Genomic DNA, 13,764 nt, shown 5'->3' on the forward strand with positions numbered 1-13,764 from the left:
TGTTAAAATGAAAAAGCCCCTGCCTTGACAAAGCGAAGGGTTCAGAATAACATGGAAGAAAGGTATATCATTACGGATGAGGAGGAAAGCAGGATGCGGGGGTCCTGCGCAGAGTACCATGAAAAAATCACCGGTTTTTAGAGCATTTCTTCTGATCCTTGGGTGTCTGTGCTGCAGTATTGCCACCAACTGGATCATGATCCCCAACGGCCTGGCAGCACCTGGGATTACAGGTATTTCTATGACCATTGAGCATTTCACGGGGATCAATTATGCACTGATCTACTACGCCATTACTATTCTCATTCTGATCGTTACCTGGATGACCCTGGGGAAAAAGGATGCATCCAACATTATCATCCTTTCCATCCTGTACCCTATGGTCCTGTGGGTGCTGAGTTTTGTGGATGTGCAGATCATATTTGAGGAGAAGCTGATCGCCCTGGCGGCTTTTGGCGTCCTCTACGGCGTGGGGATCGGCATTCCCTACAGAATCGGTTTTTCCTACGGCGGGGACGACACAGTGGCCAAGATCCTGAAGAAGACTATATGGAAATCCACTGAGCTGAAAAAGATCTATTATTTTGAAGAGATCATCATCCTTCTATTTATGATGCTGGCTTTCAGCCTGGACCAGCTGGCCTACGCTTTTGCGGGGCAGCTCATATATGTGAACAGTATGAACTACATAGTGTTCAATCTGGGGCCCAAGTTGTACGATGTGCAGATGATCGGAAAGGATATGGAAAAGATCGAGGATTTTGTTATCAATAAGATCCACAAAAGCGTGACGATCTACAGCGATGCCATGGGTGGCTATTCCAGGGAGCCGAAGGTGCAGATGAGCTGTGTCTGCAATTCCAGGGAATATGTGCAGCTCAGGGAATTCATCAAGGAGGGAAACTACGAGTGCTTTATCAAGGTCCTTCCGCTGATCCACGTATTTGGAAATAACAGAGATTTTCACAGACTGGATGATGAAAATATTGAATAAAGAGGGTATCCCCCGGGCCAGAAAGTGACCCGGGGGATACCCTCTTCTTGTAAGCAATCTGATTGCCATGCCGCGAGGAAGAGCTTATTTCTCTTTTTTCTCTTCCCTTGGCAGTATGATGTTCAGAAGAATAGCCATCAGTGTGGCAATCACTACCGGTGAGCTTCCAAATACAGTCGTTACCCACTCCGGGAAAGCTGCCAGGGAGCCGGAAGCCTGGGTGATTCCCATGCCCAGCGCAACGGACAGTCCCACAATGGACGTGTTGCGGAAGTTCATCTCTTCCTGGAAGATCAGCTTGATACCCGTCATGGCGATGGAGGCGAACACGGAGATGGTGGCGCCGCCCAGCACGCACTGTGGGATGGTGGTCAGAAGTCCGGAGAACTTCGGCACAAAGCCGGCGATCATCAGAATGATGGCTGCCAGTCCCAGCACGCACCGGTTGATGACTTTGGTGGTGGTGACGATACCTACGTTCTGGCTGTAAGTGGCTGTGGGAAGTCCTCCGAAGAACGCGCACAGGATGTTGCTGATTCCGTACATGACAATGCCGCCTTGGAGTTCCTTGTTCTCCGGCATGCGGTTCATACTTCCGGATGTGGTGGCGGAGAAATCTCCGATGGCCTGGATGGAGTTGATGGCAAAGAGAAGACCGATAGCCACACAGGCAGAGGGCTCAAAGCTCATGGAAAAATGCATGGGCTGGGGAAGCTGGAACCATCCGGCGGACTGTACACCCGACAGATCCACAAGGCCGAAAGGAATGGCAAGGATGTAGCCGGCTATAATACCGATCAGGATGGAGGCCAGTTTCAGAAAGCCTTTCGCGAAGTGATTCAGCCCTGTCACGACAGCCAGCGTAAAGAAGGCTACCAGCCAGTTCTGCCAGGAACCGTAAGTCTCGCTGGATGTTCCGCCGGCCATGTAGTTGACAGCTGTGGGGTAAAGAGACAGACCGATGGTGAAGACCACAGTTCCTGTCACAAGGGGCGGGAACAGGACGCGGATCTTTCGGATAAAAAGACCAACGATAATGGCAATGACGCCGCCCACTACCTGGGCGCCCAGAATGGTGGCAATGTCGTACGTGCCTGCGATGGCCTGCATGCTTGGCACATAGGCAAAGCTGATACCCATGATGACAGGCAGAGCGCTTCCAAGCTGAAAGTTCCCGAATTTAATAAAGGGGAAGAGCTGCAGAAGCGTGCTGATGGCGGAGCAGAACAGTGCGGCCTGTATGAGGATGACGCGGTCGCTGTCGCTGATCCCGGCCACTCCTGCGATAATGATGGACGGAGTGACGCAGCCCACGATCATGGCGACTACGTGCTGCAGTGCCAGGGGAAGAGCCTGTCCGAACGCCGGAACACCGCTCAGCTCAAAGACAGACGCATGTTTTTTGCTGACAGATGAATTTGAAGCAGACATAATTTCCTCCTAAGTATAATGAATTAGATTTACCTTCTGTCTCCATGTCGTATTCTGCCATGGAAACTACCTTATTACTTTATCACTAAACAGAGAAAATGCAAAGAAGAAAATCAAATCACTGGCAAATTCCTGCCCAATGCGATATAATGGGCAAAGCGGTATTTTGCAAGGAGGATTATAGAATGGCAGATTTTGTGATTACAACAGACTCCAACTCAGATGTGCCGGAAGGATTTCTGGTACAGCATGGCATCCCTGTCATACCCCAGTATTATATGTTCGGGGAGACGGTGTACGGAGACGAGATAAAGATGGAACCGTCGGAATTTTATGAGACGATGCGGAAGGGAGAGCTTCCCAAATCCATGGCCAACAATCCGGAAGTGATACGGGAGAAATTTACGAAGATATTAAAAGAAGGAAAAGATATACTTCACATTGCGTTTTCCAGCGCGTTAAGCGGCAGCTGCCAGAACGTGCAGGTGGCGGCCCGGGATCTGATGGAAGACTATCCGGAAAGAAAGATCCTTGTGTTCGACTCACTCAATGCCTCCCTGGGAGAGGGCGTGTCCGTGATGCGGGCAGTGCAGCTTAAAGAGGAAGGCAGGAGCATGGAGGAGATCTACGATATCCTGGCAGAGGAGAGAGCGCATGTCAATGTGTGCTTTACAGTGGACGACCTTCACCATCTGCAGCGGGGAGGGCGTGTCTCAAAGACGACAGCCGTTGTGGGAAGCATGATCAATATCAAACCTCTCCTTACGGTGACAGCCACCGGGGAACTGAAGTCTGACGGCACTGTGCGGGGCAGAAAAAAGGCTCTCAAAACCCTTGTGACCAGAATGGAGCAGTGTCTGGACACAGAGCATTTCGGAAAGGACAGGCCTGTGGCCATTGTCCACGGTGACTGTATAGACGATGCCCTTGCCGTGCAGGAGCATGTAAAAGAACTTGGATTTGAAAATGTAGTGATCAACGACGTGAGCCCCAGTATCGGCACCCACGCGGGTCCCGGGGTAGTCGGGCTGATCTTTTATGGGAAAACCGTAAAATAAAGAAAGCTTTACTTTGATTTGACAAAGGCTTAATCCTTTTGTGACAAAGATATGCTACTCTTCTTATAGCAACAATTTTAAGACAGCGAGGTTGATAAAGATGCGTAAAGAGAGAAGAAGCCGCAAGAGGATCAAAGCGGATCTGATGAGATCCTACTATACCATGGAGTCAAAAGTGGACCCCAGGGCAAAGGAAGTTTTCAAAAGAAAACCTTACGCTGCGGTGCACTAGAACAGTTGCCGCAATAGCAGGCAGGAAAGCATTCCCATATCAGTCCCCGAAAAAAGGGAGATATGGGAATTTTTCTGTTCTGAAAAAATACAGATGAAGAGGCAGATATTATGACGAACATGGAGCGAAGAGAGGCGCTGCGGGGCATGGCTATCGCCCTGATCGGCGGCATTTTCTGGGGACTGGCAGGCGTCTTCGGGCAGTTTCTATTTGAATACAAGGGGACCAATGCCAGGTGGCTTGTCAGCGTGCGTCTTGTGCTGGCGGGCATCCTGCTTCTGTCCACCGTGGTTGTGAAACAGCGGGCTACATTCTGGAAGATCTGGACAGACAGAAAAGACGCCGTCACTCTGATTCTTTTTGGCATTCTGGGTATGGCGGGGTGTCAGCTTTCCTACTATACGGCGGTGGAACTGTCCAACGCGGGGACGGCCACTGTGCTGCAGTACACAGCGCCTGTCCTGATTCTCGGGTATGAGGCTGTCAGAATGAGGCGACGTCCCAGGGGCTTTGAGATCGCGGCTCTCGTCCTGGCACTGGCAGGGACGTTTCTTCTGGCGACTCACGGAAATCCGGGATCCATGTCCCTTTCCGGAAAGGCCCTTGCCTGGGGACTTATGTCGGCGGTGATGATGGCGGTATACAACCTGCTTCCTGCAAAGCTGATGAAAAAGTACGGGACATTCTGCGTCATAGGCTGGGGAATGCTGGTGGGAGGCATTGCCCTGTCCGCTTTTACCCATCCCTGGTATGTTGTGGGGCACTGGGATCTGGAGGCAGTGGGAGCGATGGCAGTGGTCGTCGTGCTGGGGACTGTGCTGTCCTTTTCCTTCTATATGGAGGGCGTGCGCATGATCGGGGCGGCAAAGGCCAGTCTGCTGGCCTCGGTGGAGCCTGTGACAGCCACCATAGCCTCAGCCCTTATGATGCACGTGGTGTTTGCCGGGATGGATGTGCTGGGCATCGTCTGCATCCTGGGAGCCGTGCTGCTTCTGTCTGTGCCGGGTCTTAAAAAGGCCTGACCTTAGCTGAAAAGATATAAATAAAAATGATAAATAAAAAGGAGAAAGACATGGAAAAAGCAAAAGTGTATTTCACGGACCTTCGGGCTCTTCCCGGAACGAACCTTCCCGGAAAGCTCCAGAAACTTATCAGAAAGGCGGGCATCGGGGACATTGATTTCGAGAAGAAAATGACGGCCATCAAGATCCATTTTGGCGAGCCGGGCAATCTGTCCTACCTGCGTCCCAACTATGCCAAGGCTGTGGCGGATGTCATCAAAGAGCTGGGAGGGCGCCCCTTCCTTACAGACTGCAACACGCTGTACGTGGGCAGAAGAAAGGATGCCCTGGAGCATTTGAGTGCAGCCTTTGAGAACGGGTTCAACATGCTCTCCACAGGCTGTCACATCATCATTGCAGACGGTCTGAAAGGAACAGACGAGGCCTATGTACCCGTGAAAGGCGGGGAACTTGTGAAGGAGGCCAAGATCGGCCGGGCCATCATGGACGCGGACGTCTTTATCAGTCTGAACCACTTCAAAGGGCACGAGGCCACCGGATTTGGCGGCGCGCTGAAGAATATCGGCATGGGCTGCGGCAGCCGGGCCGGAAAGATGGAGCAGCACAACAGCGGAAAACCTACCGTGGACCAGGAACATTGCGTGGGCTGCACTGTCTGTTCAAAGAATTGCGCCCACGGCGCCATCTCCTTCCACGAGAAGAAGGCCAGCATTGACCACAGTAAATGTGTGGGCTGCGGACGGTGTCTGGGGGCCTGCAACTTTGACGCTATCTACAATGAAAACAGCTCAGCTGTGAAAGATCTGGACATGAAGATCGCCGAGTACTCCAAGGCGGTGCTGGACGGAAGACCCAGCTTCCACATCAATCTTGTCATCGATGTGTCTCCGTACTGTGACTGCCATGCGGAGAATGATCTTCCCATCCTGCCGGATGTGGGCATGTTCGCAAGCTTTGATCCGGTGGCCCTGGACCAGGCCTGCGCGGACGCCTGCAATGCACAGCAGCCCATCCCGGGCAGCCTTCTTGACGACCGGATGCACGAGCATGATTTCTGCGATCACCACGACCACTTTGTCAACACCACGCCGGAGAGCGAGTGGGAGACCTGCCTGGCTCACGCGGAGAAGATCGGCATCGGCACACGGGAATATGAACTAATTGAAGTAAAATAAAGAGTCTGGAACAAGAGTTTCAGCATGAAAAAAAGCTGGCCATGTCCGGGATCCCATTCCCTAGTGCATGGTCAGCTTTTGTATCTGTCTTTGTATGAGCACGCCGGCGGCCTCGCTGAAGCGCTCCATCTTTTCTATGCGGACAAACTCGGTGCCGAAGATTTCCCTGGCGGCTTTTGTGTCTCCGTCTGTCCCTGTCAGTATCCCGCACACGTGCACGCCCTTTTTGCGGAGAGCACGGACTTCGGCGGCGGTATCCTTCACGCCGGCGCGGCCGGAGTAATCCTGGCTGACAAGCCTTCTGGCGGCCGGATCCGGGGGAATGCGGCGGTCATCGTTGGGGCTGGCGTCCGTCAGAATGATAAGAAGCCGGTTCTTTGCCGGGGAACCCTCCATAAGATGGCCGGCGCCTCGAAGGGCAAGTCCGTCCCTGTTCCAGCCAGCGGCGAAATATCGGAAAATCTGCTCCGCACAGCCTTTGCCTGTCCCGTCATAGTCCACAAACCTCTGCATAACCGTGCATCCCCGGACGCTTAAAAAGGAAAAGACCTGCACCGGGATCCGGTTGAGCTGCAGGCTTCTGGCTATGACGTAGCCCTGGGCGGCGATGATCTCCTGGCTTTCCAGTCTCGACGCGGAGGCATCCAGCATCAGATCCACGGAAAAGTCTGCCTCCGCCTCGTTCAGCGTGTCCATGAAGACCCGGGGATCATGCAGATACAGCCCTCTCCAAATCTGGGAGGGATAGAGCCTTCCGGAGCGGCTGCGGACACGGATGGGCTGGGGGTAGACAAGGAGACAGTTCCGGATCTGCTGGGAAAGCCGGGTGATGCTTCCCTTGTAGAGCCGGTATCTGCCCTGGAAGTGGGCTTTGTTTTTGTGCATCTGCTCCCTGGCGTCCCGGCGCACTTTCTGGATGGCCGGATCCGGAGAGGGGGCAGGGCTCTGCTTTCCGTCTGTAAAATAGAGGTGGGAGTCCGCGTGGGCGCCTGTACAGAGCAGATCTTCCACCAGATGATGCTCTTCATCAGACAGGAGCGGTCTGCCAAAGCATCCTTCAATATAGAGCCGGTCAGCCCTCTGTGCCGCGGGACTGCGGCGCCTGGCATCCAGGCCCCGGCGTCCTTCCGCCACCCGGCCATTTGCGGCGGCGGTTCCGGTCATGAGAAGGGTGTCTGTGCGCACCAGGCGGGAGGGCAGTTTTTTCAGAAGGAACTGGTGCATTTTATTTCGCATTTTCCCGAGAATGGAAAGGCGGCCAGGTCCGGAGGAGAAGCCGGCGTGGAAGAAACGGCGGAATACCTGGATGGTCCTGTCCGCGATCTCCTGGGCTGTCAGGGAGCCGTCGTACTGAAGAGCCAGAAAAAGGCTGCGCTCCCAGGGATTGGCAAGGCCCATGTCCTTTCCCAGCACGAGGCGGCACCGGGCAGCCTGCAGCGCGTAGACAAGGCTGTTCTGGGCCATCCACTGCTGACGGGAACGTGTCAGCTCGCAGGCGAAGAATTCTTCTGCGTGACGGCGCCGCAGCTCCGTCAGGACCGGGCGGTCTGCCACCTCCTTTTCGTAGACGCAGTTTTCCAGAGCTACCCACAAAAGGCCGTCCAGCGTCTCGCTGAAAGCGGAGCTGCTGATGCGGTCAAAGAGATCATTCATAATGTCCGGGTCATACCATTTATGCACATATCCGATGATGGAATTCATGTAGAAATCCGGCTCTCCGTCCTGGGTGAAAGCTGTAAAGGCGGGCGTGAAAGAGTAGTCGCCGGCGGCGGTCCAGATAATGTTCAGCGCCCTCCTTTCCGGGCGGGGCAGCTTCTTTGTTTCCATGATATATGTATCCTGCCTTCCTTTTACACTGTGAAGATGGTATCCCTGTCGGCCTTTCTGGAGATCCGGGAGGAGATGATGTCCCGCACAAGAGACTGCTCGTAATCATCGGCGGTTTTGTTTGTGATGCCCATGTCCAGCGCCTGGCAGGGGGCAAGGCCGCCCTCCATCATCCGCAGGGCTCCGGTGAGTCCCCGCAGATCCAGGACTTTCTCCGTCAGCTCCCCGCTTCTGCATTTATCCCTTATATCAATGAACAGGGAAGTGAACTGCTTTACATACTCCGGCTTCATGGATGGAAATTCTTTTTCCAGAAGCCGGGACAGATCCTCCTTTGCAATCTCCGGCATGGCAAGGACCATGAAGCGGGAGGAGAGTGCCTCGTTGAGCTCCCTCGTGCCCGCATATCCGTAGTTCATGGTGGCGATGAAGCGGGAAGCCGGATGTATCCGGATCTTCTGATAGCCGGGGATCTGGATGCTGCGGCGGAAGTCCAGGACAGAGTGGAGCACGGCCAGGGCTTCGTTTCTGGCCATGTTGATCTCGTCCAGCACGCAGAAACCACCCTCCGTGGCAGCTTCGCAGACCGGGCCGGGGCGGAAACTCACCTCCCCGTCTTTAAATGTGTCAGTTCCCAGCATGGAGGCGGCGTCGGCGTTGATATGAAGAGACACATTGTACACCGGGCGGCCGAAAGCGGCGGCCAGATTTTCTGCCAGTACGTTTTTTCCTGTGGCTTTGGCCCCTGCAAGAAGCAGGTTTTCCCCTGCAAGAAGAGCCTGGGCAGCCTGTTCCCAGACTTCTTTTCCGTAATAAAAATAGCGGGGCAGCACAGTGTCGTCTGCCTCCGGTACAAACCTGCGGCGGAATTCTCTGATCCCTTCAATGACCCGCGGATCGATCTGTTCTTCCTCTAAAAATTTCAGCACATTGGTTCCTCGCTTCCTCGTAAAATGACAGATACATTATAGCACCCGGCACGTAAAATGAGAAGATAAGTCAGAATATTGCGAAAAAGATTAAAAAAGATCAAGGTATGCTGATTAAAATAGTTCATTTACATTTGAAATTCACGCTGTTACACTAAAGTGGTGCATAAAAGTGTAACATATGGAATGAGAAAAAGGAGGGAAACATATGGCAACTTTTATTATCGGTCTCGCCATTTTGTTCGTCGGCGCTGCGCTGTACGGCAAATTTTGCGAGCATGTTTTTGGTCCTGATGACAGGAAGACTCCTGCCTACACAAAACAGGACGGTCTTGATTACGTTCCCATGAGAGAGTGGAAGAACAGTCTGATCAACCTGCTGAACATTGCAGGTACTGGTCCTATCCTTGGACCTATCCAGGGTATTCTGTTCGGACCTATCGCGTTTATTACGATTCCTATCGGAAATATTATCGGCGGTGCCATGCACGATTATTTTTCCGGTATGATCTGTCTGCGTGACGGCGGAACACAGATGCCGGATATGATCCGCAGGTACAGCAATAAGGGTGTGTACACGTTCTACCAGATTTTCTGCAGCCTGCTGCTTCTCCTGGTAGGAGCTGTTTTTATCTATACACCTGGCGATATCGCAGCTACACAGGTATTCGGATTTGATGGATCAGCTACATCCGTATCCACATGGGTGATCTACGGTGTGATCTTTGTTTACTATCTGGTGGCTACTGTATTCCCCATTGACAAGATCATTGGACGCATCTACCCGATTTTCGGAGCAATCCTTCTGTTCTCTGCTATCGGTGTGTTTATCGGCCTCTTCGTGAAGGGCTATCCGCTGATCAACCTCTGGGACAGCTGGAACGGCGCGCTTGTATCCTATGGTGACTACTTCAGCGCGAACCACTTTATCCCGATCTTCTTCATCACGGTTGCGTGCGGTATCCTGTCTGGATTCCATTCCACCCAGACAGCCATCATCTCCCGTACAATGAAGAGTGAGCGTCAGGGACGCATGACATTCTACAACATGATGGTCCTGGAGGGCTTCATCGCTATGGTGTGGGCTGCCGGCGCCATGGGTGTCTACAACCTGGGCCTGCAGGCTGCTGACGCGGGACTGGCTACAGCTACCATTGGCGTTGTCTGCAAGGATATCCTTGGACCTGTGGGCGGCGTTATCGCCCTTCTGGGTGTTATCGTGCTTCCCATCACATCCGGCGACACGGCGCTCCGCTCCCTTCGTATGGCGGTTTCTGATGCCCTTCATATTGACCAGAAGAATGTGAAGAAACGTCTGGGACTGGCTGCTGTCATCTTTATCCTTGTGGCTGTGATCCTCGTGTTCGCGAAGAGCAACGCGGAAGGATTCAACATCCTGTGGAGATACTTTGCATGGTCCAACCAGACCCTGTCCCTGTTCGCGTTCATCGCCATCTCTGTCTGGATGTTTGAGAACGGAAAAGCGAGATTTGTCTGGATGCCTCTGATCCCGGGCGCATGGTATGCGTTTGTCACCATCACATACATTGTCAATGCCAAGATTGGCTTCAATGTACCGTGGGGCGCAGCCTACGTGATCGGTATCGTGGCGGCGGCTGCCTATGTGGGCCTCATCCTCTGGTACGGCAAAAAACGTGCGGCGCGCAAAGCACAGAAAGCGTAAATTCTAACAAAACCATATACACTTTAAGACTTATAAAGGACAGGAACCTGTTTTGGTCCCTGTCCTTTGGTGTGTTATAATGATATGGTGCGCACTGTAAATACGCATTGTAAAATTGTAAGAAGAGGTTAAAGAATATGCAGATGACAGGTTTTGTTTTTGTGGGACTTGGAGGGGCGGTGGGAGCCCTGCTCAGGTACGCTGTCAGCCTCCTGCCGTACCGGGGAACCTTTCCGGTGCTGACGCTTGTGACGAATATACTGGGTGCCCTGGCCATCGGACTGATCGCAGGGGCGGCTGCCAAAAGGCAGGCGCCGGAGGGGCTGATCCTGTTTCTGAAGACAGGTGTATGCGGTGGATTTACGACCTTTTCCACCTTCTCCCTGGAGGCCTGGCAGCTTCTGGAGAAGGGTGAGACGGGACTTTCCGCGCTGTATGTGCTCCTCAGCGTTGTGTTCTGTCTTGCAGGCGTGGCTGCCGGGATGTGGGCTGCCTCCCGGTGGTAAATTCTGCCTGGGTCCGCATGGCTGAAGTGAAAGGCAGGACAACCATAGTCAGATCCAGCGCTGCGTAGAGGAGCAGGCACAGGCCCTGGAGAAGAATGACTGCGGTCATGGACGGGCTGCCGTCCATCTGTGCCAGCGCCCTGTGGATCAGCCAGATCCGGCTCAGCACCATCTGGCCGGCCACGGCAAAGGTAAAGGCGCACAGCAGAAACATCATGGCTGCTTCAGCGGGCATGATCATTCGAAGAAAGACGCCTCTTTCAAGAGCCTTTGACTTGAGCCGGGTTTTCCAGAGTCCCAGAACGACAGTGAGAAAGCACTGTAGAAAGAGAACCGGTGGCGGCAGAGTGAAGGCAGGGCTGTGTGTCACCTGAAAAATAAGGATGCCCGTGATGACCAGAAAAGAGCACAGGTTGGCAAGGGCGAACAGAAGATTGCCGGATAGAATGCGCTGTGTCCGATCCAGTGTGTCCCCAAGAAGGGGACCTTCCACATCCAGATGCGCCAGATCCGCGCCGTTCTTCAGCTTTTGGAGAAGGCGGAGGGACTGCCTTGTCCTGGACAGTTCTTTTTGTTTGCACTGGATTTTTTCTTCCAGAATGGAGGAGGGAGCGCCGCCGCTCAGATAAAGGCGGACTTCGGTGACGGAAAAATCCAGCAGGCGCAGCTTTTTTATGATCAGGAGGCGCTGGATCGTTGCGCTGTCGTAATCTTTATATCCATTTTCTTTTTGGGTCGGGTGGATCAGCCCGTTTTCTTCATAGTACCGGATGGCCTTGCGGGTCAGCCCGGTCCGTTCCTCAGCTTCCTTGATTTTCATGCTGTCATCCTCCGGTTTCATACGTTTCTGTGCTTCCTTTATAGCATGTTCCCCCGGGGAACAGTCAATAGGAAACACAAAAATCTATACGGCCGACAGCCTTTTTTGCGGATACTTGCAGGGAGAAGGGAAATTAGATAAAATAGCGTCGGGTGCAGTGTTTTTTGTGCGCCTAAAGATGCCCTGCAGAGGCAGGAAATATATGGAGAGGTTTTACTTATGAATATCATCAACATAGAACACATCAGCAAAATATTTGGCGGGAAAACAATCTTTGAGGACGCTTCTTGTGGTGTGCAGGAGGGGGAGAAGACAGGCATTATCGGACTGAACGGAACCGGTAAGACCACCCTTTTAAGACTTGTGGCAGGTCTTGAGACGCCGGATGAGGGACAGATCATTACACAGAACGGCATCCGCATGGCGTACCTTTCTCAGACGCCGCAGTTCGGAGAGGAGGAGACTGTGTCCTCCTGGGCCTTCACCGGGGATCCGAATGTGGATTGGAAAGTGCAGAGTAACTTAAATGAACTGGGCATCACAGACTGGGAGGCCCGCATCGATACCCTGTCCGGGGGACAGAAAAAGAGGACGGCCATGGCAAAGGTGTTGGCCGATTCCTTTGACGTGCTTCTTCTGGATGAGCCTACCAACCATCTGGACCAAGAGATGATAGGCTGGCTGGAGGAGTATCTGAAAGCTTTCCGGGGGACCATTCTGATGGTGACCCACGACCGGTATTTCCTTGATAAGGTGACAAACCGGATCCTGGAGATCGATGACGGAAAGATCTTCAGCTACGAGGCCGGCTATTCCGGTTTCCTTGAGCAGAAAGCGGCCCGTGAGGAGATGGAGCTTGCCTCTGAGAGAAAGCGCCGGAGCGTGCTGCGTATGGAGCTGGAGTGGGCAAAGAGGGGGTGCCGCGCCAGAACCACCAAGCAGAAAGCCAGACTGGAGAGACTGGAAGCGCTGAAAAATCAGACAGGACCTGTGGCGGAAGAGACGGCACGGATTGATTCCGTGGAGACAAGAATGGGAAAGAAAACCGTGGAACTCCACCATGTAAGCAAGGCATACGGAGAGCAGATCCTCATCCGTGATTTTGACTATATTTTTCTCAAGAACCAGAAAGTGGGGATCGTAGGACCTAACGGCTGCGGAAAATCTACGCTTCTTAAGATCATTGCCGGGCAGACGGAGCCGGATGAGGGCCAGGTGGAAGTGGGAGAGACCGTGCGCATTGCCTATTTTTCCCAGGAGCTGCCCCAGATGGATATAAAACAGCGGGTCATTGACTATGTGAAAGATATCGGTGAATATGTGCAGACAAAAGAGGGCAGGATCACTGCATCCCAGATGCTGGAGCGCTTCCTTTTCACACCGGAAATGCAGTATTCCCCGGTTGAAAAGCTGTCCGGCGGGGAGAAAAAGAGGCTGTATCTGCTGGGGATTCTGCAGTCTAATCCCAATTTCCTTGTGCTGGATGAGTGTACCAATGATCTGGATATTCCTACTATGACGATCCTGGAAGACTATCTTTCCTCTTTTACGGGGATTGTGGTGACCGTCTCCCATGATCGGTATTTCCTGGACAATGTGGCGGATCGGATTTTTGAGTTCTCCGGCAATGGAACGCTTACACAGTATGAAGGCGGATATACGGACTATATCCAGGCCAGGGGCCAGTCTGTCCCGGATGTGAAAGCAGGGGCCGGAAGCGACAGAAAAGCTGAGGCTGGAAAGGAGAAAGACTGGAAAAAGCCGCGGAGTACAAAGCTGAAATTCTCCTACAAAGAACAGAGAGAATATGAGACCATCGATGAAGATATCGCGGCGCTGGAAGAAAAGATTGAGAAGCTGGATGCAGATATCATGGCCAATGCCACAAACTCTGTGAAGCTGAAAGAGCTGATGGAGGAAAAGGACAGGGTGCAGGAAGAGCTGGATGAAAAAATGGAAAGATGGGTCTATCTGACAGAGCTGGCAGAAAAAATTGCGGAACAGGGGTAAACCGCTTGACAAAAGTGTGGATCCTTGTTATTATTAAAAAACAGAACGCACTCTGTTTTTGAAAATCAAGAGAGAA

The 13,764-nt window shown here is 52.8% G+C and carries 12 protein-coding genes; 8 read left to right on the plus strand and 4 right to left on the minus strand.

From position 1 onward, the window contains the following. Window positions 1–118 precede the first annotated feature (118 nt). Window positions 119–994 carry a YitT family protein gene (locus tag INF30_RS01155; protein ID WP_226393971.1) on the plus strand — a complete coding sequence of 292 codons (876 nt, stop codon included), beginning with the start codon at window positions 119–121 and terminating at the stop codon, window positions 992–994. Window positions 995–1,078: 84 nt separating this feature from the next. Here the strand turns inward: INF30_RS01155 and INF30_RS01160 are convergent, their stop codons facing one another. After that, entirely contained in the window at window positions 1,079–2,425 is a 1,347-nt protein-coding gene (locus tag INF30_RS01160) for a uracil-xanthine permease family protein (protein ID WP_226393972.1), read from the minus strand. Between the two features lie 185 nt (window positions 2,426–2,610). On the opposite strand from INF30_RS01160, the gene INF30_RS01165 reads away from it, so the two are divergent. The 4 genes from INF30_RS01165 to INF30_RS01175 all read left to right on the plus strand — a co-directional run bounded on the left by INF30_RS01165 (window position 2,611) and on the right by INF30_RS01175 (window position 5,912). Then, window positions 2,611–3,483, plus strand: coding sequence for a DegV family protein (locus INF30_RS01165; RefSeq protein WP_226393973.1), 873 nt, complete (start codon window positions 2,611–2,613; stop codon window positions 3,481–3,483). Window positions 3,484–3,583: 100 nt separating this feature from the next. Next, on the plus strand, window positions 3,584–3,715 hold the full coding sequence (locus INF30_RS14585; RefSeq protein WP_264176825.1) for a hypothetical protein: 132 nt from the start codon (window positions 3,584–3,586) through the stop codon (window positions 3,713–3,715). Window positions 3,716–3,825: 110 nt separating this feature from the next. Then, window positions 3,826–4,737 carry an EamA family transporter gene (locus tag INF30_RS01170; RefSeq protein ID WP_076777528.1) on the plus strand — a complete coding sequence of 304 codons (912 nt, stop codon included), beginning with the start codon at window positions 3,826–3,828 and terminating at the stop codon, window positions 4,735–4,737. Between the two features lie 50 nt (window positions 4,738–4,787). Beyond that, the gene (locus tag INF30_RS01175) at window positions 4,788–5,912 is read left to right on the plus strand and encodes a DUF362 domain-containing protein (RefSeq protein WP_076780860.1); all 1,125 of its coding nucleotides are present in this window, start codon (window positions 4,788–4,790) and stop codon (window positions 5,910–5,912) included. A 60-nt stretch (window positions 5,913–5,972) separates the two neighbouring features. Here the strand turns inward: INF30_RS01175 and INF30_RS01180 are convergent, their stop codons facing one another. Both INF30_RS01180 and INF30_RS01185 read right to left on the minus strand, forming a co-directional pair. After that, on the minus strand, window positions 5,973–7,739 hold the full coding sequence (locus INF30_RS01180; protein WP_226393974.1) for a vWA domain-containing protein: 1,767 nt from the start codon (window positions 7,737–7,739) through the stop codon (window positions 5,973–5,975). A 23-nt stretch (window positions 7,740–7,762) separates the two neighbouring features. Continuing rightward, the gene (locus INF30_RS01185) at window positions 7,763–8,668 is read right to left on the minus strand and encodes an AAA family ATPase (protein ID WP_076777526.1); all 906 of its coding nucleotides are present in this window, start codon (window positions 8,666–8,668) and stop codon (window positions 7,763–7,765) included. 208 nt (window positions 8,669–8,876) lie between these two features. Between INF30_RS01185 and INF30_RS01190 the strand changes: the two genes are divergently transcribed. Further along, window positions 8,877–10,352, plus strand: a complete 1,476-nt coding sequence (locus INF30_RS01190; RefSeq protein WP_076777525.1) for a carbon starvation CstA family protein — start codon at window positions 8,877–8,879, stop codon at window positions 10,350–10,352. 143 nt (window positions 10,353–10,495) lie between these two features. Continuing rightward, window positions 10,496–10,858 carry a fluoride efflux transporter CrcB gene (gene crcB, locus INF30_RS01195; protein WP_226394184.1) on the plus strand — a complete coding sequence of 121 codons (363 nt, stop codon included), beginning with the start codon at window positions 10,496–10,498 and terminating at the stop codon, window positions 10,856–10,858. On the opposite strand, the gene INF30_RS01200 is transcribed toward crcB, so the two are convergent. Further along, entirely contained in the window at window positions 10,797–11,678 is an 882-nt protein-coding gene (locus INF30_RS01200) for a MerR family transcriptional regulator (protein ID WP_226393975.1), read from the minus strand. The genes crcB and INF30_RS01200 overlap by 62 nt on opposite strands. A 219-nt stretch (window positions 11,679–11,897) precedes the next feature. On the opposite strand from INF30_RS01200, the gene INF30_RS01205 reads away from it, so the two are divergent. Then, a complete protein-coding gene (locus INF30_RS01205; protein WP_226393976.1) occupies window positions 11,898–13,688 on the plus strand; it encodes an ABC-F family ATP-binding cassette domain-containing protein in 1,791 nt (596 codons plus the stop codon). The last annotated feature ends 76 nt before the right edge of the window (window positions 13,689–13,764 follow it).

The organism is Claveliimonas monacensis, from assembly GCF_014982975.1.
In the GTDB taxonomy this organism is placed as follows: Bacteria; Bacillota; Clostridia; order Lachnospirales; family Lachnospiraceae; genus Claveliimonas; species Claveliimonas monacensis.